The following is a 20082-nucleotide window of genomic DNA, read 5'->3' on the forward strand; positions in this document are numbered from 1 at the left end:
CCTCACTCGTGAGGTGCTGTGTCCGTTGGTTCGCTCGCGACGCTCACTCACGCGTTGATCTCCTCATCCGACTCGAGCGCCTCGCGCTCGGCCTCTTCGCGCTCGTAGGCGGTGACCAGGTTGCGGTAGCCCTCGCAGCGGACGAGCAGCTCGTCGTGGGTGCCCCGGTCGGCGACCCGGCCGTGCTCCAGGTAGACGACCTCGTCGGCCAGGGCGATGGTGGCCATCCGGTAGGCGACGACCACCACGGTCGAGGCCGCCGAGGTCGCGGCGGCGTCCCGCAGACCGGTCAGGATCTTGGCCTCGACCTGGGGGTCCACGCTGGAGGTGGCGTCGTCCAGGACCAGCAGCCGGGGGCGGCGGGCCAGCGCGCGGGCCAGGGCCAGGCGCTGGCGCTGGCCGCCGGACAGGGTGGTGCCGCGCTCGCCGACCATGGTGTCGAGCCCGGCGGGGAGCGCGCTGACGAACCCGTCGGCCTGGGCCAGGCGCAGCGCCGCCCAGACCTCCTGGTCGGGGATCGGCAGGCCGAGGGTGACGTTGCCGCGTACCGTGTCGTCGAACAGGAACGTCTGCTGCGGCACCAGCGACACCGCGTCGCTGACCCCGCCGCGGGCGACCTCGCGCAGGTCCGTCCCGTCGATGAGGACGGCCCCGGCCTCCGGGTCCACCAGGCGGACGAAGGTCTGCACGAGGGTGGACTTGCCGGAGCCGGTGGGGCCGACGAGCGCGACCGTGCGGCCGGGCTCGACCTCGAAGCTCACCTCGTGCAGCACCCGGAAGTCGCCGTAGGCGTAGCTCAGGTCCCGTACCTCCAGCCGGGCCGGGGCGTCGGCGGCCAGCGTGGCGGCGCCGTACTCCATGGAACCGGTCGCGTCGAGCACGGCCTGGACCCGCTCGTAGCCGACGACGGCGCGGGGCAGCTCGGCGAGGACCCAGCCGAGGGCGCGGATCGGGAAGGCGAGCAGGGTGAACAGGTAGGCGACCTGGACCAGGACGCCGGCGGTGATCGCGCCGCTCTCCAGCCGCACCGCGCCGACCAGCAGCACGGCGAGCACGCCGAGGGTGGGCAGGGCCTCCAGCAGCGGGTCGAACAGGCCGCGCACCCGCCCCACCGCGATGTTCGCGTCCCGCAGTTCGGCGGCCTTGGCCTGGAACCTGGCGGTCTCGGTGTCCTCGCGGCCGAGGGTCTTGACGACCAGGGCGCCGTCGAAGCTCTCGTGCGCGATCTCGCTGACGTCGGCGCGGAGCTGCTGGGCGCGGGTCGCCAGCGGGCTGAGCCTGCGCTGGTAGACCAGGTTCAGCAGGGCGATCGCCGGGAAGATCAGGAAGCCGACGAGGGCGAGCACGGGATCGGTGACCACCATCGCGACCGCCGCGGTGACCAGCATGACGATCACGCCGACCGCCATCGGCAGCGGGGCGAGCGGGGCCCAGGCGGCCTCGGCGTCGGAGTTGGCGTTGGACAGCAGCTGGCCGGTCGGGTGCCGGTGGTGCCAGGCCAGCGGGAGCTTCAGATACTGCCGGGTGACGCCCCGGCGGGAGCGGGCCTGCATCCGGTACTGCATGACTCCGGCGAAGTAGCGCCGCCCCGCCACGCCCATCGCCTTGAGCAGCGCGGTGCCGAGGATGAGGAGCGTGCCCAGGACGATCACGCCGGTGGCGGCCTCTCCCCTGGCGAAGGTGGGCCGCACGACGTTCTCGGCGGCCCAGCCCAGCGCCCACGCGGACGCGACCGTCATCGCGCCGTACACGCTGCTGAACAGCACGGCCGCGGCGAAGACGGCCTTCTCTGCCCGGATCGCCACCCCGAGTACGCGGAGTCCCTGACGCATGACGGCGGACGTCACCTTGCTCGCCACTCGGGAGGTGTCCTTTCAGAGGGGACGTTTCAGGATGTTGCTACTTAAGTGAGTATCACGCCGGATCAAGCACTTATTCCCAGCGCGGAGCTTCCCGCAGTGAAATGTCCGGAAGCTCCCATCCCACCTGGTTGCTCACGCAACAGCCTTGTTACGATCGCGGGATGACGTATGCCCGCGCCGAGCGCGCCGAGCTGAGCGATCTGTTCGCCCGGGTCGGCCCGGACGCCCCCACCCTGTGCGAGGGCTGGACGACCTTCGACCTCGCCGCCCACCTCGTCCTGCGTGAGCGCCGCCCCGACGCCGCCGGAGGCATCGCCCTGGCCCCGCTGGCCGGATACACCGCCCGGGTGCAGGAGTCGCTGAAGGCCAAGCACGGCTTCGACGGCCTGGTGGAGCTGGTCCGCTCCGGCCCCGGCGGGGTCTACGGCCTGGTCCCCGGCCTGGACGCGGCCGTCAACACCATGGAGTTCTTCATCCACCACGAGGACGTACGGCGCGCGCAGCGCGTCTGGGAGCCCCGCGAGCTCCCCGCCGACCTGGAGGACACCTTCTGGAAGCGCTTGCGGATGGGCCGGGGGCTGTTCCTGCGCAGGTCGCCGGTCGGCGTGGTGCTGCACCGGATCGGCGGCGGCGTCGCCGTCGGCGGCGCCGAGAACGCCCCCCGGGTCGAGGTGACCGGCCCGGCGGGCGAGCTGCTGCTGTTCTGCTTCGGCCGCCAGGCCCAGGCCCGGGTGGACCTCAGCGGCGACGACGCCGCCGTGGCCCGGCTGATGGACGCCCCGCTGGGCGTCTGACCCTCACATCCTGGTCGCTTCGAGGACGGGCACGGCTGCCGCGCGGCGGGCGGGCATCGCCGTGGTGACGAGAACGATCGCCACGGCTCCGCCGGCGACCAGGACCAGCAGCCACGGGGGCATCGCCACCCGGATGAACGAACTGCCGGTGAGCCCGCGCAGCAACGCCATCGTGCCGGCCGCCGCGCCGAGCCCCAGCAGCAGGCCCAGGAGCACGACCGTGACGGCCTCCCAGCGGACGATCGAGCGGATCTGCCGAGCCGTGACACCGACGGCGCCGAGCATGCCGAACTCCCGGGTGCGCTCGGTGACACCGAGGAAGACCGTCGTGGCCATGCCGGACAGGGAGATCAGCAGGGCCATGGCGATGAACCCGTACAGCAGTCCGAGGCCGCGCACCTGGGAGGCGGCCGCCGCGCGCACGTAGGAGTCCCGGTCGTGGACCCGGACCGCCGGCACCGCGGCGAGCGCCCGTTCCAGGACGGCGGCCGAGGCCGCGCCCCGCACGAGCACGGCCGTCGTCGGAGCCCGCGCGTCGAGCCGGGCCATCTCCGACGGGTGCACCAGCGCCTGGTCGGCGACCATGTGGGAGGGGTCGTGGTAACGGTGGGCGACGATGAGGGCCGCCTCCCCGGAGGGACCGCGCAGGGTGATCCGCTGACCGGTACGGATGCCGTTGGCCTCCATCACCGACGAGGTCAGCGCTATCCGGCCGGGCCGCGGCTCCCACGGGCGCCCGCCCAGGCGCAGGACCGCCCCCACCTGAGCGGCTCCGGTCACCTCCAGCACGACGGGTTCCGCCTCATCGGGATCCTCCCCTTCCGACGGCTCCTCCCGCCGCTCCGGCCCCTTCCATCCTTCCGGCCCCGGTCCCGGCAGGAGCTCGGCACCGGTCCCGGTCAGCCCGACCGCCGCGGTCACCCCCGGCACCCGGGCGGCGAGCGCGGCCGCATCGCCGGGGAGCGGCACTCCTCCGTCCCCGGCGATCACGTACTCGGCCCGCACGGTCGCGTCCCCGGCCTGCCGGAAGCGCTCCTGCACCGAGGAGGACAGCGCCCCCGTCGAGGCGACCATCATGACGCCGAGCATGAGCGTGCCGGCGGCCGAGGCGACGCGGGTGGGGTTGCGGACGATCGCGGCCCGCGCCAGCCGGCCGGGCTCACCGCCGGCGAGCACCGCCAGCCTGCCGACCAGGCCGCCCAGCGGGCCGACGAAGAGCGGCGTGAGCATCGCCAGGGCGCTGAAGGCGATCATCACGCCTATCAGCACCAGCACGACGATCCCCACCGTGCGGTCCGCTCCCGGGGGCTCGTCGAACGCGACCGCGACCGCCGGGCCGAACCCGACGCCCGACAGCGCCAGGACTCCCAGCGCCCCGCGGATCCGCCGCGGCCCGCCGGGGGCGTCGACGGCCGTGGCGCGCAGGGCCTCGACCGGGGCGACGCCGGCCGCGCGGCGGGCGGCTCTGCCCGCCGCGAACCAGGCGGTGGCGACGCCCAGCACGAACGGCACCGCCACGGCGATCCACCCCAGAGGGGTCTCCCCGGCCGAGACGTCATAGCCGTCGCGGGCCAGCAGCCAGGTGAGGACGTGCGAGACGCCGTATCCGGCCGGCACGCCCCCGGCCGCGGCGACGACCCCCACCGCCAGCGCCTCCAGCCGGATCAGCCGCCTGATCTGGCGGGGCCGGGCGCCGATCGCGGCCAGCAGGGCGAGGGTGCGGGTGCGCTGGCGGACCAGCGCGCCGAAGGTGCCGGACACGACGAACATGCCGACGAACATCGCGATGACCGCGAGCATGCCGACGGTGCCGCCGAGGGAGAACCCCATCGCGGCCAGTTCGCCGGACTGCTCCCGGCGGACCGCGGCGGAGGTCAGCACCGTCACCGCTTCGGCTCCCGGACGCGAGCGCAGGCCGTCCCGCAGGGTGGCCGCCCCCGTCCCCGGGGCGGCCTTCACCCACAGCGCCTGCCAGCGGCCCTCGGGCAGCCCGGCCGCGCGCCGTACCGTCTCCGGCGCGGCGAGGACGACGTCGCCCGTGGCCACCGTGCCGAGGCCCTCGACGGTGGCCACGCCCACGACGGTGACCGTGCGGGTCCCCTCGGCCAGCAGCAGGGTGGCGGTCGAACCGGCGGCCAGGTCACCGGCCTCGGCGACGTGCCGCAGCACGACGATCTCGCCGTCTCCGGCCGGGGCGCGGCCGGAGACGAGGTGGTAGGCGTTCAGGCGGGGGTCGGTGATCCATGGGCGCAGCGACGTGGTCCCGCCGGCGGGTGCGGTCACCGGCGCTCCACCGGTCCCGACGACCGTGACGGGCACGGACGCGTCCCCGGCCACGGCGGCGACGCCGGGAACGGAGGCGAGCCGGGCGATCTCGATCCCGGGCCTGCCGTCCGCCGCGGCACGGACGATCACATCGGCCCTGGCGTACTCGGCGGCGTCGGACCCGATCGCGGCCGCCTGCGCGCGCAGCGCGAAATGCAGCGCGCCGGACATCAGCCCGACCGACAGGAGCATGGCCAGGAGTGTGGCCAGCAGTCCGGCCCAGCCCGAGGCGAGGGTGCGGCGGGCGATCAGCCACACGGCTCAGCCCTCCAGCCGGCGCATCCGGGCGTGCACGGCGTCGATCGTCGGGCCGGTCAGTTCGTCCACGATCCGGCCGTCGGCCAGGAACAGGACCCTGTCCGCGTAGGCGGCGGCGACCGGGTCGTGCGTGACCATCACCACCGTCTGCCGGTAGGCGTCCACGGCGGAGCGCAGGAAGCGCAGCACCTCCGCGCCGGAGCGGGAGTCGAGGTTGCCGGTCGGCTCGTCGGCGAAGAGCACCTCGGGACGGGTCAGCAGGGCGCGGGCGACCGCCACCCGCTGCTGCTGGCCGCCGGACAGCTGGCTGGGCCGGTGGCCCAGCCGCGGGCGCAGGCCGAGCGCGTCGACCAGGACGCCGAACCACGCCTCGTCCGCCTTCCGGCCCGACATCCGCGCGGTCAGCCGGATGTTCTCCTCGGCCGTCAGGACCGGCAGCAGGTTGAACGCCTGGAAGACGAAACCGAGCCGCCCGCCGCGCAGAACGGTCAGCTGGGTGCGGGACAGCGTGGTGAGATCCACGTCTCCGATCATCACCGAGCCCGACGTCACGGTCTCCAGCCCCGCCAGGCAGTACAGGAAAGTCGACTTGCCCGACCCGGAGGGACCCATGATCGCGGTGAACTGCCCCGGCGCGAAGCTCGCCGAGACGCCGCGCAGGGCGGCCACCTCGTTCTCGCCGGATCCGTAGGTCTTGGTCAGGGCCTCGGCACGCGCCACCGGAGCCGTGAGGGTCGTCTGGTTCATGCCCCCAGCCAACCGGTCGCGGCACGAAAGATCATTGCGGCTGTCCGCCGGGTTCGCGGTGAGGCTGGCCCTACCCCCGTCCCCCGCCGGCCTCCTCGCCGCCCTCGCCGCCCTCAGTGCCCCCGCCGAACCGGCGGGCCGAGGCGTTGGACTGGGCGACCCGGCGCAGGGCCGTGACCAGGGCGTCTCCGAGAACCGTGCCGACCACGACGTACTCGACCATCCGCTCCAGGCCGGACTCGGCGGCCAGCGTGTCCAGGTCGGCCTCCGCGGTCAGTCCCGCGGCCTCGGCGTAGGCGTCCAGGCGGTCGAAGGTCCCCTGGTAGCCCAGCTCGGCGAGATTGAACAACACCCCGGTGACGGCCACCATCGCCGGGCTGTCCGGGTCGTACTCCCACCCGTGCCGGGCGATCAGCTCCTGTGCCCGCCGCGCGGCCTCCTCCCATCGCTCCCCCTCTCCCGGCTCGTGCCGGGGCATGACGGCCTGATGCGCCAGGCCGAGCCGTTTGTGCAGGCCGGCTCCCGGCTCGCCGAGCCGCTCCAGCAGCTCCCGGATGGTGGCGTTCGACAGGCCGCCGTAGTCCGCCAGAGCGCGCACCAGCCTGATCCGGCGCACGTGGCCCTCGCCGTACCGGGCCTGGTTGGGGCTGGTCCGCTCGCCGGCCGGGAGCAGGCCCTCCCGCAGGTAGTACTTGATCATCGGCACCGAGACGCCCGTCGCCCGGCTCAGATCCGCCATCCGCACAACAAATCCCTCTCTTGTCGCTCGGGAGAGCTTACGATATGGATAATGGATATATCCGTTATCCATTTGGAGGCCACCGTGACCCGATGGCACCGCCCCCTGCTCCTCTGCTCCGGTCTCATGGCCGCCCTCGCGGCGGTCAGCCTGGGCGGATTGCTCCTCGACGACCGCACGCTGGACGGCATGCCCCTGTGGGCCAAACCGCTGAAGTTCAGCGTCTCCTTCGCGATCTACAACCTCACCTGGGCCTGGCTGCTGACGCTGCGCCGCCGGGCACCGCGCTGGGGGTGGTGGCTGGGCACCGTGCTGGCGGTGTCGGGCGCCGCCGAGACGGTCATCATCACCGCCCAGGCCGCCCGGGGCGTGCGCAGCCACTTCAACGTCTCCACGGCGCTGGACTCGGCTCTGTACTTCACCATGGCGGGCACCATCGCCATCCTCATGATCGCCAACCTCGTCGCGGCGGTCCTGGTCCTGCGCGAGCGGCAGGCCGACCCGGTCAGCACCCGCGCGATCCGCCTCGGGCTGGTCATCTCCGCGGCGGGGATCGGCCTGGGCTACCTGATGACCCTGCCGACCGCCGCGCAGCTGGCCGATCCCGCCAGGGCCCTCATCGGCGCGCACAGCGTCGGGGCGCCCGACGGCGGCCCCGGCCTGACCCTGCTCGGCTGGAGCACCACCGGCGGCGACCTGCGCATCCCCCACTTCGTGGGCATGCACGCCATCCAGGCGCTGCCGCTGCTCGCCCTGGCGCTGCGCCGTGTGGGCGACCAGGCCGCCCGGCTGTGCCTGGTGTCCGTCGCGGCGTACGGCTACGCGGGCCTGCTGGCCCTGGTGACCTGGCAGGCCCTGCGCGGTCAGCCGCTGCTGCGTCCCGACGGCCTCACGCTGGCGGCGGCGGCCCTGCTGCTGGCCTCCGCGGGGGCCGCCGCGCTGACGGCGTTCCGGCGCTCGTCTGCCGGTGTCCCCCCGCGGGACGCGGCCGTCCCGTCCCCGGACCGCTCCGGCGACCCGCCCTCCGGAACGGCACCCGCCAGACACGTGGTCACGGAGACCCGATGACCGAGTTCCTGTTCCAGCTCAGTTTCCTGGCGGCGGCGCCGGTCCTCACGATCCTGCTCTCCCCGATCGCCTTTCCGCTATATCTTGCACTCCGGGTTGGACAGGGACGCCCGCGGACCGCACCATGACAGGGGTGACCATGCCAATCTCCCGAACCGGCCCCGGTTCGCCCGGGGGAGACAGGTATGATCACCACGATCCGGGAGCCACTCGGGCCCAGAATGCCAGAGGTCTTTAAAATCCGGGTATATACGGCTGGGAATGGAACGGCTGGAGGCCCCCATGCAGGTCAAGAAGGTCCTCACCTATCTCGCGGTGGCGTTCGTGGTCTTCTATCTGTTCACCAAGCCCGCCGAGGCGGCGAGTGCGGTCGACGGAGTGATCGACGGAATCGTCAGAGGCGCCGATCAGCTGGCCGTCTTCGTCACAAACGTACTGAGCTGACCGTCGGCGGGGGTTTGCCCCGCCCCTGACCTGATTTTCCCGGCGCTCCCGGACACCCATCGCCACACGGCGAGGTCAGGCGATCCTCAGGATCCCGGCCGGTTCGGCACGGTCGCCGACGCCCACCTTCTCGCAGACCGGGTAGAGGGTGCCGGCGACCGTCCGCACGGACACGACCAGCCGTTCGGCGACCTCCCGGCTGCCCGTCCCCGCGCGGCCGGCGTCCGCACCTGGGTCGACTCCACCGGGAGGGCGGCCAGGATCAGCGCCACCCACGTACCGGAGATCCGGTCGAGCAACTGGCGGCTCGGGCATCCCGCCAGGAAGGCGTCGCAGTCCGCCTTCACCTCTGCCCGCCCCTGCCCGCCTCTGGGCCGCCGTCCTCGCGGGCATCGCCCGCCCCTTCCTACCCGGGAGTGAGCTAGGCACCTCCAGGTGCCTACTTCCCATTGGAGAGTTACTCGCCCATAGTGATGCGGGGTGACCATCGAGCACACGCCACGCCAGCACACCCCCGTATCGACGAATGGAACGAGCATGATCTGGACAGCCGGTTTCCGTACCGCGGTGATCAGTCCGTACGAGCAGATCCGGTTCACCGAACCGCGCGGCTTCGCCGATCAGACGGTGCGCCAGGTGCTCCGCATGGCCGGCGGCGGGGAACGCCTCCGCGTACGCCTGACGAACCGTTACGGCCGCGTCCCTTTGACCGTCGCCGCCGCGAGGGTCGCCACCGAGCACGGGCAGGCCGTCCTCACCTTCGACGGCGCCGGGAGGCTCACCGTCCCGCCGGGAGAGGAGGCCGTCAGCGACCCGGCCGACCTGCCCGTCGCTCCCGGCGCCGACCTGGTCCTCAGCCTCTATCTCCCCGAGGAGACAGGCCTGGCCACCTACTCCCACAAGCCCGCGGAACTCGCCCACGTGACCGGCGGCGACCACGTCGCGTCCCCCGTACTCCCCGATGCCGAGCAGGTGGAGGCCAGGTTCTACGTCTCGGGCGTCGACGTGCTCGTCCCGGACGGCACCGCGGTCGCCGTGGCGTTCGGGGACTCCTGGTTCGAAGGGGTCGGCTCCACGATCGGCGCGAACAACCGCTCCGTGGACTTCCTCAACCGGCGCCTCAGCCGGGGATGGGTCGTCAACCAGGGCATCGCCGGAAACCGCCTCCTCCGGGACGGGGTCGGCGAGCACGCGCTGGCGCGCTTCGACCGCGACGTTCTCCCGATCCCCGGCCTGACCCACGTCCTGGTGCACTTCGGCATCAACGACCTCGACCTCCCCGGCATGTCCGGCGAGGCTCCCGTCACCGCCGGCGCCCTCATCGAGGGCTTCACGGCGCTGGCCCGCCGCGCCCACGGGGCCGGCCTGAAGATCCTCGCAGCCACCATCGGCCCCTTCGCGGGCGCCGTCTATCCCGGGATCAGCACTCCCGAGGGCCTGGCCGCCCGGCGCGAGGTGAACGACTGGATCCGCACCACCGACACTTTCGACGCCGTCTTCGACGTGGCCCGCGCCGTTGAGGACCCCGAAGCCCCCGACCGCATCCACCCCGCCCTGGACAGCGGCGACGGCATGCACCTCAACGACAAGGGCGCCCAGGCCATGGCCGAGGCCGTGAACCTGCAAACCCTCGCCCTCTAGCGACCTCGCCCTGGCCCGCCGCCGGCCGACGAGCCGTCCGCCGGCGGACCTCGTCCGGCGCGGGCCGGGGCGGTTAGGGAGGAGGCTTGACGACACCGGGGCTAACCGTTAGATATAGGGGATAACGGTTAGAGAGGGTGCGATGCAGCAGGAAGTGGTGCTGGCGATGCTGGCCAAGGAGCCCACGCACGGCTATCAGCTGCGCACGCGGCTGCGCGACGCTCTCGGTCCCCTCGGTGACGCGATGAACGCCGGGCACGTCTACGTCACGCTGACCCGGCTGGAGAAGGCCGGCCTGATAGCGGTCGAGAGGTCCGCCGACGGCACCGAGCGGTCGGACCGCAAGGTGTACACGCTCACCCCTGACGGCCAGCAGCGGGTCGCCGAGTGGATCGCCGAGGTGAGCTGGCCGAAACCCGACCTCGCGGAGTTCCATCTCAAGCTGATCGCGGCCGCGGCGGCCGGGCTGGCCGACCCGCTCACCATCGTCGACACCCAGCGCCGCGAGCTGCTGCACCGGCTGCGGGACGCCCAGCGCACCGCCATGGCCGAGCCGGACCACTCGGACGCGGCCCTGCTGCTGGAGGGCATCGTGCTCCGGCTCCAGGCGGACCTGCGCTGGCTTGAGGCATGCGAGAAGAACTGGACCCACCGAAGGAGCGGATCGTGAGCGACGCCGCCGACATACCCGTGCTCCGCGCCCGAGGGTTGCGCAAGGAATACGGCAAGGAGGAGGGGCTGGTCCGCGCCGTCGACGAGGTCGATCTCGACATCGGCGCGGGAGAGACGGTGGCGATCATGGGGCCCAGCGGTTGCGGGAAGTCCACGCTGCTGCACCTGCTCGGGGGGCTGGACCGGCCCTCCGGCGGGCAGGTGCGGCTGAACGGCCGCCGCATCGACGACATCGGCGAGAAGGCCCTGGCCCAGCTGCGGCGCACCGACATCGGCTTCGTCTTCCAGGCCTTCCACCTGATGGAGGAGCTCACCGCCGTCGAGAACGTCGAGCTCCCCGCGCTGCTGGCCGGACGCTCGCCGCGGGCCGCCAGACGGCGCGCGGAGGAGCTGCTGGAGCGGGTCGGACTGGCCGGCCGGGCACGCTTCCTGCCCTCGGCGCTGTCCGGCGGTCAGCGGCAGCGGGTCGCGGTCGCCCGGGCGCTGAGCAACGAACCGTCGGTCGTCCTCGCCGACGAGCCGACCGGAAACCTGGACAGCGCCGCCACCCTGGACGTCCTCCAGCTCTTCGAGGGCCTGCACGGGTCCGGGCAGACGCTGGTCATCGTCACCCACGACGCGCGGATCGCGGCCACCGCGGACCGGATGATCTCGATGCGCGACGGCGCGTTCGTGGACGAGACCTGGTTGACCGGTGGCACCACCGGGCGGCTCGGCGCCCTCATCGGGTTGGAGGACTGAGGGCGATGGACCGCTTCCCGCTTGCCGGGCGCCTCCTGCTCGTGGGCCGCCTCGCCGTGCGCGACCTCCGGCGGCGCCGCGCCGAGGCCGCGCTGCTGCTGCTGGCCATCATGACGGCCACCACGACGCTGACGCTCGGGCTCGTCCTGCGCGACGCGGCCGGCGACCCGTACCGGAGCACCCGGGCGGCGACCAGCGGACCCGACGTGGTCGCCAGCACCGTCCGGGTCGCCGAGTCCGCCGGGGTCCCCGGCCCCGGGAAGCCCGCGCGGTCCACGGAGCTCACGGAACTCGCGGAACTGGCCGGTGCTCCCGGCGTCGTCGGCCACAGCGGGCCGTACCCGGTCACCGCGGCGAGACTCCAGGCGTCCGGCCGGACATCGGACGTGCAGGCCGTGGGGCGCGACGCGGGACCCGCATCGGTCGACCGGCCCGAGGTGCTCCGGGGCGGCTGGGTCAGGGATGGCGGCGTGGTGCTCGAGGCCGCCTTCGCCGGCGCGCTCGATGTGCGCGTCGGCGACCCGGTCACCCTGGACGGCCGGTCGTTCGAGGTCGTCGGCGTCGCGGTCACCGCCGCCATGCCGCCCTACCCGAAGGCGTCCTGCATCTTCCCCTGCATGAACGGCGCCGTTCCCGGCGGCGAGGCCGGCGCCGAACCGCCTCCGGGACTGTTGCGCAACCCCGGACTGGTCTGGCTCACCCGGACGGACGTACGGAACCTCACCCCGGATCCGGACTCCCTGGCGTACGTGATGAACCTGAAGCTGGCCGACCCGGACGGAGCCCAGGCGTTCTCCGACGCGAACCACGGCGTGGCCATGCAGTCCTGGCAGAGCATCCTCGAAGACGCCACCGAGCTGGCGGGGGACTCCCAGATTCTGCTGCTGATCGGAGCCTGGCTGCTCGGCCTGCTCGCCACGGCCAGTCTCTCCGTGCTGGTCGGCGGACGGATGGCCGCTCAGACCAGGCGCGTCGGGCTCCTGAAGGCGGTCGGCGGCACACCGGGCCTGGTCGCCGCCGTGCTGCTCGCGGAGTACGTCCTCGTGGCCGTCGCCGCGGCCGCGGCCGGGCTGGCGGCCGGATCGCTGGCCGCCCCGCTGCTCACCGAGTCCGGCGCCGGCCTCGTCGGCGGCACGGGCACGCCGTCGATCACCGTGCCCACGGCCGGCCTGGTGACCGCCGTGGCGCTCGGGGTCGCGGTGGTCGCGACCGCCGTCCCGGCCGTGCGCGCCGCCCGTACCGGCACCGTCGGCGCGCTGGCCGACTCGGCGCGCCCGCCCCGCCGCGTCGGCTGGCTGGTCGCGCTCTCGGCGCGGCTGCCCGTCCCGTTGCTCCTCGCCCTGCGGGTCGCCGCCCGCCGGCCGCGCCGGGTCGTGCTGGGCGTGGCCAGTATCGCGATCACGGTCAGCGGGATCTACGTCCTGCTGGTGCTCAACGCCTTCCTCGCCGGTCAGCCGCTCTCCGGCGGATACGGCGACGCCCAGGTGGAGGTGCTGCGCCGCGCGCTCCTCGTCGTGACGGCCACGCTGCTCTCCCTGGCGGCGGTCAACGCCGTCGTCATCACCTGGGCGACGGTGCTCGACAACCGGCATTCGTCGGCGCTGGCCCGCGCCCTCGGCGCGACCCCTCGCGAGGTGAGCACGGCACTGGCGATAGCCCAGGTGCTCCCCGCGCTCGCCGGCGCCGTCCTGGGCGTCTTCCCGGGAGGCTACGCGCTGTTCGCCGCCGTCAACGCGACCACCGGCGGCGACGGCGGCAGGGCGCCGCTCCCCCCGCTCTGGCAGCTGCTCGCCGTGGTGCTGACGACCGTGCTCGCGGTGGCGGCGCTCACCGCCGTTCCCGCCCGTCTCGGCGGCCGCCGTCCCGTGGCCGAGACTCTCCGGGCCGGGCTCACGTGATCCGAGCGGGCTGCCGGGCACGCCGGAGCACTCCGGAGCACGTCAGCGCACGGGGACGCCCGCCGTGCGCAGGGTCTCCTTGACATCGGAGATCTTGAGCTGGCCGAAGTGGAACACCGAGGCCGCCAGGACCGCGTCCGCACCCGCCTCCACCGCCGGGGGGAAGTGCTCCAGCGTCCCGGCGCCGCCGCTGGCGATGACCGGGACGGAGACCGCCGCGCGGACGGCGCGGATCATCTCCAGATCGTAGCCGTCACGGGTGCCGTCGCCGTCCATGGAGTTGAGCAGGATCTCGCCCACGCCCAGCTCCTCGCCCCGGCGGGCCCACTCCACCGCGTCGATGCCGGTGCCGCGCCGGCCGCCGTGCGTGGTCACCTCGAACCCCGAGGGGGTCGGCGGGCCGTCCACGACCCGGCGGGCGTCCACCGAGAGCACGACGCACTGCGCGCCGAAGCGCCGGGACGCCTCGGTCAGCAGCTCCGGGCGGGCGATGGCGGCGGTGTTCAGCGACACCTTGTCCGCCCCCGCCCGCAGCAGCCGGTCCACGTCCTCGACCGCGCGCACCCCGCCGCCGACGGTCAGCGGGATGAACACCTGCTCGGCCGTACGGCGCACCACGTCGTACATCGTGGACCGGTCGGAACTGGAGGCCGTGATGTCGAGGAACGTCAGCTCGTCGGCTCCCTCGGCGTCGTAGCGACGGGCCAGCTCGACCGGGTCACCCGCGTCGCGCAGGTTCTCGAAGTTGACGCCCTTGACCACCCGCCCGGCGTCCACGTCCAGGCAGGGGATCACTCGTACCGCGACAGTCACGTGCCGTTCCTCATTCTCTGCGGGCCTGCTCTCTGTAGGCCTCGACCTCGACCTCGACCAGCATGCGCGGATCGATCAGACCCGCCACCCGCACACCGGTGCAGGCGGGGCGGATCTGGCCGAACAGCTCCGCGTGGGCCCGGCCGACCTTGTCGTAGTGCTCGTCGTCCACCACGTAGTAGCGGATCCGGACGACGTCGTGGCGGGCCAGGCCCGCCTGCACCACCGCGTCCAGCGCGACGCCGAACGCGGTGAGCGTCTGTTTGTAGGCGTCCCCTATGTGGAGCACCTCACCGTCGACGGCGGCGGTACAGCCCGAGACGAGCACCCATGGACCGGCCACCACCGCCCGGGCGTATCCGTACCGTTCCTCCCACAAGCCCCCGCTGAAAACCCTGGAACCCGTCCGGTGAGCCACCCTGTCTCCTTACTCGCCAGTAGGTCAGGAAACCGCAGCCAGGGCCTCCTCGAGGGTGAAGGCCTGGGCGTACAGGGCCTTGCCCACGATGGCACCTTCGATGCCGATCGGCACCAGGGAAGCGAGGGCGCGCAGGTCGTCCAGAGAGGAAACGCCTCCGCTGGCGACCACGGGCTTGTCGGTACGGGCGCAGACCTCGCGCAGCAGGTCGAGGTTGGGCCCGCGCAGGGTGCCGTCCTTGGTGACGTCGGTGACGACGTAGCGGGGGCAGCCGTCGGCCTCCAGGCGCTCCAGCACCTCCCACAGGTCGCCGCCCTCCTGGGTCCAGCCGCGGGCCGCGAGGGTGGTCCCGCGCACGTCCAGGCCGATCGCGATGCGGTCGCCGTACTCAGAGATGATCTTCGAGCACCAGGCCGGGTTCTCCAGGGCCGCGGTGCCGATGTTGACCCGGCGGCAGCCGGTGGCCAGCGCGGCCTCCAGCGAGGCGTCGTCGCGGATGCCGCCGGACATCTCGACCTTGATGTCCAGGGACTTCACCACGGAGGCCAGCAGCTCCCGGTTCGAGCCGCGCCCGAAGGCGGCGTCCAGGTCCACCAGGTGGATCCATTCGGCCCCGGCCTCCTGCCAGGCCAGCGCGGCCGAGAGCGGGTCGCCGTAGGACGTCTCGGTCCCGGCCTCGCCCTGGACCAGGCGGACCGCCTGACCGCCCGCGACATCCACGGCGGGCAGCAGCTCTAGCGACATGTGATCAAGACCTCCGGTCGAATGCCACGGTGACGGCCACCGGGACGAGCAGTAGGGAAACGACGAAGACGCCCAGCCTGGCCGGCCACTCCGGCCACAGGATCCAGGCGATCGTCTGGACGATGAGGAACAGCACCACCACGACGCCGTTCTGCGCGCGGCGGCGGCGGGCCTTGATGCCGCGCTGCGTGGCGATCCGGACCGGCCTGCCCGGCAGGAGCGCCGCGACCCTGCCCCGGCGCTCCCGCCGCCGGGCGAGCCGGGCCTCCCGCTCGGCGCGCAGGGCGGCCTGGCGGGCCTGCTCGGCCTCCCGCTCGGCCCGTCGCCGGGCCCGTTCCTTGCTCATGGAACGGTGCTCACAGGGGCGGTCACGACCGTCGGGCGCTCATCCGAGCGTCCCCAGCCAGTTCGCCAGCAGCTGCGCCCCGGCGTCGCCCGACTTCTCCGGGTGGAACTGGGTGGCCATGAGCGGGCCGTTCTCCACCGCCGCGACGAACGGCACCCCGTGCTCGGCCCAGGTGACCAGCGGGTCGGTGAACCCGGGACCGGCCTGCAGTTCCCAGGAGCGCACACCGTAGGAGTGCACGAAGTAGAACCGCGTGTCGGCGTCGAGGCCGGCGAACAGCACCGTCTCGGCGGGCGCCTTGACCGTGTTCCAGCCCATGTGCGGCAGGACCGGGGCGTCCAGGCGCTCGACCGTGCCGGGCCACTCGCCGCAGCCCTCGGTCGTCACGCCGTGCTCGACACCGGTCTCGAACAGGATCTGCATGCCCACGCAGATGCCGAGCACCGGCCGCCCCGCCGACAGCCGGCGCGCGACGATCCGGTCGCCGTGCACGGACCTCAGCCCGCCCATGCACGCGGCGAACGCGCCGACTCCGGGCACGACGAGGCCGTCGGCCTCCATCGCCGCCTCGTAGTCGGAGGTCACCGTGACGTTCGCGCCGACCCGGGCCAGGGCGCGCTCGGCCGAGCGCAGGTTCCCCGAACCGTAGTCCAGGACCGTGACGTTCTTGTTCACCACCAGAGCACCGCCGCCGTGGTCGCCAGGGCCGCGAGGGCGGCCAGCAGGACCGCCCCCTTCTTCAGCCCCTGTTTGAGGAAGGAGATGATGCCGCCCACCAGGAAGAGGGCGACGAAGGCCATCGCGATGGCCGTCCAGTTGTCGCTCATGCGAGCCTCCCGCTCACAGCCGCCCGCTCACAGCACGCCCTTGGTGCTGGGCACCCCGGTGGCCCTGGGGTCGGGCTCGGACGCCTCGCGCAGCGCCCGGGCCAGCGCCTTGAACTGCGCCTCCACGATGTGGTGGGCGTTGCGGCCGTACGGCACGTGCACGTGCAGGCAGATGGCGGCCTGAGCGACGAACGACTCCAGGATGTGCCGGGTCAGCGTCACATCGTAGTCCGGGCCGATCATGGGGGCCATGTTCCCGGGCTCGCTGTGCACGAGGTACGGCCGGCCGGACAGGTCCACGGTCACCTGCGCGAGGGCCTCGTCCAGCGGGCAGGACGCGCTGCCGAACCGCCGGATGCCCGACTTGTCGCCCAGCGCCTCGCGGAACGCCGCGCCCAGCGCGATCGCCGTGTCCTCGATCGTGTGGTGCGAGTCGATGTGCAGGTCGCCCTCGGTCTTCACGGTCAGGTCGAACAACCCGTGCTTGCCCAGCTGGTTCAGCATGTGGTCGTAGAACCCGACACCGGTGGAGACGTCGACGGTCCCGGTGCCGTCGAGGTCGACCTCCACCAGCACCGAGGTCTCCTTGGTGGCGCGCTCGATCCGGCCCACGCGCCGCCCGGGCTCTCCCCCGGCACGCCGCCCCTGCTCGCCTCCGGCAAGACTCATCACAAGATCCCTTCCAGGACGGCGCGGAACGCCGCCATCTCCTCAGCCGTTCCGATGGACACCCTCAGCCACCCGGGCGGGCCGACCTCGCGGATGAGCACCCCGCGCTCCAGCAGCTCCGCCCAGACCGCGTGCCGGTCGGCGAAGGTTCCGAAGAGCACGAAGTTGGCGTCCGAGTCGGCGACCTTCAGTCCCAGGTCCCGCAGCCACGCGACGGTGGCGTCCCGCTCGTCCCGGAGCATGTCGACGGTGCCGAGCAGCTCCTCCCGGTGGGTGAGCGCCACGCGCGCCGCCGTCTGGGTGAGCGTGGACAGGTGGTACGGCAGCCGCACCAGCAGCAGCGCCTCGACCACCGCCGGGTGCGCGGCGAGGTAGCCCAGGCGGGTGCCCGCCATGGCGAACGCCTTCGACATGGTCCGGGTGACGATCAGGCGCGGGTTGCCCGGCAGCAGGGTGAGCGCCGACGGCGTGCCGGTCCGGGCGAACTCGAAGTAGGCCTCGTCCACCACCACCATGCCGGGCGCCGCCTCGGCGATCCGGGCGATCACCGCCGGGTCGAGGGCGGTGCCGGTGGGGTTGTTGGGCGAGGTCAGGAAGACCACGTCGGGCCGGTGCTCGGCGATCGCCGCGACCGCCTTGTCCGGGTCGATCCCGAAGTCCTCCTCGCGCAGGGCGGGGATCCACTCGGTGGAGGTGCCGCCCGCGATGATCGAGTGCATCGAGTACGACGGCTCGAAGCCCATCGCGCACCGGCCGGGACCGCCGAACGCCTGCAGGATCTGCTGGATGACCTCGTTGGAGCCGTTGGCCGCCCACACCCGCTCCGCCGTCAGGCCGTGGCCGAGATAGTCGGCCAGGTCCGCGCGGAGGGCGAGGGCGTCGCGGTCGGGGTAGCGGTTGAGCTCGGCGGCGCCGTGGCGCACGGCCTCGGCCAGGTCGGTGACCAGGGAGGCGGAGGGACCGTAGGGGTTCTCGTTGGTGTTGAGCCGGACCGGGACGTCGATCTGCGGTGCGCCGTACGGCGACAGCCCCCTCAGGTCGTCGCGGATCGGCAGGTCGTCCAGGTTCACGAAGGGTTCTCCCAGTCACTGAGCTCGGCCAGCTCACCCGCGGCGAACCGGACGCGGACCGCGGCGCCGTGCGCGGGCAGGTCCTCGGCGTCGGCGAGGACGGACACGTGGGCGGCGGCCCCGGCCAGCGCCTCGCGGGTGTACTCGACGACGTGGATGCCGCGCAGGAAGGTCTGCACCGACAGCCCGGAGGAGTGGCAGGCGCAGCCGCCCGTGGGCAGCACGTGGTTGGAACCGGCCAGGTAGTCGCCGAGGGAGACCGGCGCGTAGGAGCCCACGAAGATCGCTCCGGCGTTGCGGACCCGGGCGGCCAGCGCGGCCGCGTCGGCGGTGTGGATCTCCAGGTGCTCGGCGGCGTAGGCGTCCACGACGCGAAGGCCCGCCTCCATGTCGTCGACCAGCAGGATGCCGGACTGGCGGCCGGACAGGGCCTCGGCGATGCGCTCGGCGTGCCTGGCCGCCGCCACCTGGCCGGGCAGCTCCTTCTCCACGGCCTCGGCAAGCTCGGCCGAGTCGGTGACCAGGACGGCGGCGGCGATCTGGTCGTGCTCGGCCTGGCTGATCAGGTCGGCGGCGACGTGCGCCGGGTCGGCGGTGGAGTCGGCGAGGATGGCGATCTCGGTGGGCCCGGCCTCGGAGTCGATGCCGATGCGCCCCTTGAGCAGGCGCTTGGCCGCGGCGACCCAGATGTTGCCGGGGCCGGTGACCATGGTCACCGGGGCGCACTCCTCGGTGCCGTAGGCGAACATCGCCACGGCCTGGGCGCCGCCGACGGAGTAGACCTCGTCCACCCCGAGCAGGGCGCACGCGGCGAGAATGGTCGGGTGCGGCAACCCGCCGAACTCACGCTGCGCCGGCGAGGTGACCGCCAGCGAGGCCACCCCGGCCTCCTGGGCGGGCACCACGTTCATGACCACGCTGGACGGGTAGACCGCCTGGCCCCCGGGGACGTAGAGCCCCACACGCTCGACGGGGACCCAGCGCTCGGTGACGGTGCCGCCGGGCACGACCTGGGTGGTGACGTCGGTCCGGCGCTGGTCGCGGTGGACCAGGCGGGCGCGGCGGATGGACTCCTCCAGTGCCGCGCGGACCCGGGGGTCGAGCTCCCGCAGGGCGCGGGCGATCGCCTCGGCGGGCACCCGGGTGGAGGCGATCTCCACCCCGTCGAACCTGGCGGTCAGCTCCCGGATCGCGGCCACCCCGCGATGATGCACGTCCTCGCAGATCGGCCGGACCTTCTCCAGGGCGGCTTCGACGTCGAGTTCGGCACGGGGCAGCACGTCGCGCAGGTTCTCGGGGAGAGCACCGCGCAGGTCGATACGGGAAATCACGCGTACAGTCTACGGAGCCCCGGGCCCGGCTCCCGTCCTGTCCACCATCCGGACGCCCGTGTCCGGGATTCTCACGTCTGGTATCCAGTCCTCCGCCAACGCCTTTACATTGTAGATTCACCCGATGCTCTACGCTGCGGGTCATGAGCAAGTCGAAGGGCACCAGGGGCGCCAGAGGCTCCGGGGGACAGGGCACCCCGGCGACGGTCGCACTGGCCAGGGCGGGCGTGGATTTCACCCTCCACCCCTACGAGCACGACGCGAACGCCCAGGCCTACGGTGAGGAGGCCGCCGACGCCCTCGGCGTGCCGTACGGGCAGATCTTCAAAACCCTGGTGGCCGAGGTCGAGGGCGGGCTCGCGGTCGCGGTGGTCCCGGTGGCGGGCAAGCTGGACCTCAAGGCGTTCGCGGCGGCGCTGGGGAGCAAGCGGGCCGCGATGGCCGAGGCCGCCGCGGTGGAGCGGGTCACCGGCTACGTGGTCGGCGGGATCAGCCCGCTGGGACAGCGCAAGCGGCTGCCGACCGTGGTCGACGACTCGGCGCTGTCGTTCGAGACGATCTACTTCTCCGCCGGGCGCCGCGGGCTGCAGATCGAGACCGCGCCGGCCGAGCTGATCCGGCTGACCCAGGCGACCACGGCTCCCATCGGCAAGACGGGGTAGACCGGCGGGTAGA

General features: G+C 73.1%; 22 protein-coding genes. 9 read left to right on the top strand and 13 right to left on the bottom strand.

The annotated features are described in order from the left end of the window. Nucleotides 1-47: 47 nt before the first annotated feature. The gene (locus IEZ08_RS05095; protein ID WP_068928636.1) at nucleotides 48-1832 is read right to left on the bottom strand and encodes an ABC transporter ATP-binding protein; all 1785 of its coding nucleotides are present in this window, start codon (nucleotides 1830-1832) and stop codon (nucleotides 48-50) included. A 191-nt stretch (nucleotides 1833-2023) separates the two neighbouring features. Between IEZ08_RS05095 and IEZ08_RS05100 the strand changes: the two genes are divergently transcribed. Continuing rightward, the gene (locus IEZ08_RS05100) at nucleotides 2024-2656 is read left to right on the top strand and encodes a TIGR03085 family metal-binding protein (protein ID WP_068922743.1); all 633 of its coding nucleotides are present in this window, start codon (nucleotides 2024-2026) and stop codon (nucleotides 2654-2656) included. A gap of 3 nt (nucleotides 2657-2659) precedes the next feature. On the opposite strand, the gene IEZ08_RS05105 is transcribed toward IEZ08_RS05100, so the two are convergent. From IEZ08_RS05105 to IEZ08_RS05115, 3 genes are all read right to left on the bottom strand, one after another. After that, nucleotides 2660-5239, bottom strand: a complete 2580-nt coding sequence (locus IEZ08_RS05105; RefSeq protein WP_189241762.1) for an FtsX-like permease family protein — start codon at nucleotides 5237-5239, stop codon at nucleotides 2660-2662. Between the two features lie 3 nt (nucleotides 5240-5242). Continuing rightward, entirely contained in the window at nucleotides 5243-5986 is a 744-nt protein-coding gene (locus IEZ08_RS05110) for an ABC transporter ATP-binding protein (RefSeq protein ID WP_068922741.1), read from the bottom strand. 70 nt (nucleotides 5987-6056) lie between these two features. Next, the gene (locus IEZ08_RS05115; RefSeq protein ID WP_203863225.1) at nucleotides 6057-6725 is read right to left on the bottom strand and encodes a MerR family transcriptional regulator; all 669 of its coding nucleotides are present in this window, start codon (nucleotides 6723-6725) and stop codon (nucleotides 6057-6059) included. Nucleotides 6726-6809: 84 nt separating this feature from the next. Here IEZ08_RS05115 and IEZ08_RS05120 point away from each other — a divergent pair, with 84 nt between their 5' ends. The 7 genes from IEZ08_RS05120 to IEZ08_RS05145 all read left to right on the top strand — a co-directional run bounded on the left by IEZ08_RS05120 (nucleotide 6810) and on the right by IEZ08_RS05145 (nucleotide 13189). Continuing rightward, nucleotides 6810-7793, top strand: coding sequence for a hypothetical protein (locus IEZ08_RS05120; RefSeq protein WP_189241764.1), 984 nt, complete (start codon nucleotides 6810-6812; stop codon nucleotides 7791-7793). Beyond that, the gene (locus IEZ08_RS40185; RefSeq protein WP_268249315.1) at nucleotides 7790-7921 is read left to right on the top strand and encodes a hypothetical protein; all 132 of its coding nucleotides are present in this window, start codon (nucleotides 7790-7792) and stop codon (nucleotides 7919-7921) included. Before IEZ08_RS05120 ends, IEZ08_RS40185 begins: the two co-directional genes overlap by 4 nt. Before the next feature lie 133 nt (nucleotides 7922-8054). After that, nucleotides 8055-8237: a hypothetical protein gene (locus tag IEZ08_RS05125; protein WP_068922737.1), complete on the top strand. Its 183-nt coding sequence runs from the start codon at nucleotides 8055-8057 to the stop codon at nucleotides 8235-8237. A 537-nt stretch (nucleotides 8238-8774) separates the two neighbouring features. Next, nucleotides 8775-9878, top strand: coding sequence for an SGNH/GDSL hydrolase family protein (locus tag IEZ08_RS05130; protein WP_189241765.1), 1104 nt, complete (start codon nucleotides 8775-8777; stop codon nucleotides 9876-9878). 142 nt (nucleotides 9879-10020) lie between these two features. Further along, nucleotides 10021-10548 carry a PadR family transcriptional regulator gene (locus tag IEZ08_RS05135; RefSeq protein WP_189241766.1) on the top strand — a complete coding sequence of 176 codons (528 nt, stop codon included), beginning with the start codon at nucleotides 10021-10023 and terminating at the stop codon, nucleotides 10546-10548. Next, nucleotides 10509-11291, top strand: coding sequence for an ABC transporter ATP-binding protein (locus IEZ08_RS05140; protein WP_068922734.1), 783 nt, complete (start codon nucleotides 10509-10511; stop codon nucleotides 11289-11291). Before IEZ08_RS05135 ends, IEZ08_RS05140 begins: the two co-directional genes overlap by 40 nt. 5 nt (nucleotides 11292-11296) lie before the next feature. Continuing rightward, nucleotides 11297-13189, top strand: coding sequence for an FtsX-like permease family protein (locus tag IEZ08_RS05145; protein WP_189241767.1), 1893 nt, complete (start codon nucleotides 11297-11299; stop codon nucleotides 13187-13189). Nucleotides 13190-13231: 42 nt separating this feature from the next. Here the strand turns inward: IEZ08_RS05145 and hisF are convergent, their stop codons facing one another. The 9 genes from hisF to hisD are packed head-to-tail and all read right to left on the bottom strand — an operon-like array spanning nucleotide 13232 to nucleotide 19407. Further along, nucleotides 13232-14002 carry an imidazole glycerol phosphate synthase subunit HisF gene (gene hisF, locus IEZ08_RS05150; RefSeq protein ID WP_068922732.1) on the bottom strand — a complete coding sequence of 257 codons (771 nt, stop codon included), beginning with the start codon at nucleotides 14000-14002 and terminating at the stop codon, nucleotides 13232-13234. Between the two features lie 10 nt (nucleotides 14003-14012). Then, the gene (locus IEZ08_RS05155) at nucleotides 14013-14420 is read right to left on the bottom strand and encodes a RidA family protein (RefSeq protein ID WP_068922731.1); all 408 of its coding nucleotides are present in this window, start codon (nucleotides 14418-14420) and stop codon (nucleotides 14013-14015) included. 24 nt (nucleotides 14421-14444) lie between these two features. Continuing rightward, entirely contained in the window at nucleotides 14445-15164 is a 720-nt protein-coding gene (priA, locus tag IEZ08_RS05160; protein ID WP_068922730.1) for a bifunctional 1-(5-phosphoribosyl)-5-((5-phosphoribosylamino)methylideneamino)imidazole-4-carboxamide isomerase/phosphoribosylanthranilate isomerase PriA, read from the bottom strand. Nucleotides 15165-15168: 4 nt separating this feature from the next. Further along, on the bottom strand, nucleotides 15169-15510 hold the full coding sequence (locus tag IEZ08_RS05165) for a hypothetical protein (RefSeq protein WP_068922729.1): 342 nt from the start codon (nucleotides 15508-15510) through the stop codon (nucleotides 15169-15171). A 39-nt stretch (nucleotides 15511-15549) separates the two neighbouring features. Continuing rightward, nucleotides 15550-16185, bottom strand: coding sequence for an imidazole glycerol phosphate synthase subunit HisH (gene hisH / locus IEZ08_RS05170; protein ID WP_068928635.1), 636 nt, complete (start codon nucleotides 16183-16185; stop codon nucleotides 15550-15552). Further along, on the bottom strand, nucleotides 16182-16337 hold the full coding sequence (locus IEZ08_RS05175; protein WP_176728446.1) for a CG2302 family histidine operon protein: 156 nt from the start codon (nucleotides 16335-16337) through the stop codon (nucleotides 16182-16184). The genes hisH and IEZ08_RS05175 overlap by 4 nt, the downstream gene beginning before the upstream one ends. Before the next feature lie 27 nt (nucleotides 16338-16364). Beyond that, nucleotides 16365-17006 (bottom strand): imidazoleglycerol-phosphate dehydratase HisB, encoded by a 642-nt coding sequence (gene hisB / locus IEZ08_RS05180; RefSeq protein WP_189241768.1) that lies wholly within the window; start codon nucleotides 17004-17006, stop codon nucleotides 16365-16367. Next, the gene (locus IEZ08_RS05185) at nucleotides 17006-18076 is read right to left on the bottom strand and encodes a histidinol-phosphate transaminase (RefSeq protein WP_068922727.1); all 1071 of its coding nucleotides are present in this window, start codon (nucleotides 18074-18076) and stop codon (nucleotides 17006-17008) included. Before IEZ08_RS05185 ends, hisB begins: the two co-directional genes overlap by 1 nt. Further along, entirely contained in the window at nucleotides 18073-19407 is a 1335-nt protein-coding gene (gene hisD, locus IEZ08_RS05190) for a histidinol dehydrogenase (RefSeq protein WP_068922726.1), read from the bottom strand. Before hisD ends, IEZ08_RS05185 begins: the two co-directional genes overlap by 4 nt. A gap of 143 nt (nucleotides 19408-19550) precedes the next feature. Here hisD and ybaK point away from each other — a divergent pair, with 143 nt between their 5' ends. After that, nucleotides 19551-20069: a Cys-tRNA(Pro) deacylase gene (gene ybaK, locus IEZ08_RS05195; protein WP_068922725.1), complete on the top strand. Its 519-nt coding sequence runs from the start codon at nucleotides 19551-19553 to the stop codon at nucleotides 20067-20069. The last annotated feature ends 13 nt before the right edge of the window (nucleotides 20070-20082 follow it).

Origin of the sequence: Planobispora rosea (genome assembly GCF_014648175.1) — a bacterium.
Lineage (GTDB): Bacteria > Actinomycetota > Actinomycetes > Streptosporangiales > Streptosporangiaceae > Planobispora > Planobispora rosea.

Excerpts from the sequence above, each read along its gene's own strand:
- ybaK (WP_068922725.1), top strand. The coding sequence starts at position 19,551 with ATGAGCAAGTCGAAGGGCACCAGGGGCGCCAGAGGCTCCGGGGGACAG.
- IEZ08_RS40185 (WP_268249315.1), top strand. The coding sequence starts at position 7,790 with ATGACCGAGTTCCTGTTCCAGCTCAGTTTCCTGGCGGCGGCGCCGGTC.
- IEZ08_RS05130 (WP_189241765.1), top strand. The coding sequence starts at position 8,775 with ATGATCTGGACAGCCGGTTTCCGTACCGCGGTGATCAGTCCGTACGAG.
- IEZ08_RS05125 (WP_068922737.1), top strand. The coding sequence starts at position 8,055 with ATGGAACGGCTGGAGGCCCCCATGCAGGTCAAGAAGGTCCTCACCTAT.
- IEZ08_RS05145 (WP_189241767.1), top strand. The coding sequence starts at position 11,297 with ATGGACCGCTTCCCGCTTGCCGGGCGCCTCCTGCTCGTGGGCCGCCTC.
- IEZ08_RS05165 (WP_068922729.1), bottom strand. The coding sequence starts at position 15,510 with ATGAGCAAGGAACGGGCCCGGCGACGGGCCGAGCGGGAGGCCGAGCAG.
- hisB (WP_189241768.1), bottom strand. The coding sequence starts at position 17,006 with ATGAGTCTTGCCGGAGGCGAGCAGGGGCGGCGTGCCGGGGGAGAGCCC.
- IEZ08_RS05095 (WP_068928636.1), bottom strand. The coding sequence starts at position 1,832 with ATGCGTCAGGGACTCCGCGTACTCGGGGTGGCGATCCGGGCAGAGAAG.
- IEZ08_RS05140 (WP_068922734.1), top strand. The coding sequence starts at position 10,509 with ATGCGAGAAGAACTGGACCCACCGAAGGAGCGGATCGTGAGCGACGCC.
- IEZ08_RS05175 (WP_176728446.1), bottom strand. The coding sequence starts at position 16,337 with ATGAGCGACAACTGGACGGCCATCGCGATGGCCTTCGTCGCCCTCTTC.
- IEZ08_RS05135 (WP_189241766.1), top strand. The coding sequence starts at position 10,021 with ATGCAGCAGGAAGTGGTGCTGGCGATGCTGGCCAAGGAGCCCACGCAC.
- IEZ08_RS05115 (WP_203863225.1), bottom strand. The coding sequence starts at position 6,725 with ATGGCGGATCTGAGCCGGGCGACGGGCGTCTCGGTGCCGATGATCAAG.
- priA (WP_068922730.1), bottom strand. The coding sequence starts at position 15,164 with ATGTCGCTAGAGCTGCTGCCCGCCGTGGATGTCGCGGGCGGTCAGGCG.
- IEZ08_RS05100 (WP_068922743.1), top strand. The coding sequence starts at position 2,024 with ATGACGTATGCCCGCGCCGAGCGCGCCGAGCTGAGCGATCTGTTCGCC.
- IEZ08_RS05110 (WP_068922741.1), bottom strand. The coding sequence starts at position 5,986 with ATGAACCAGACGACCCTCACGGCTCCGGTGGCGCGTGCCGAGGCCCTG.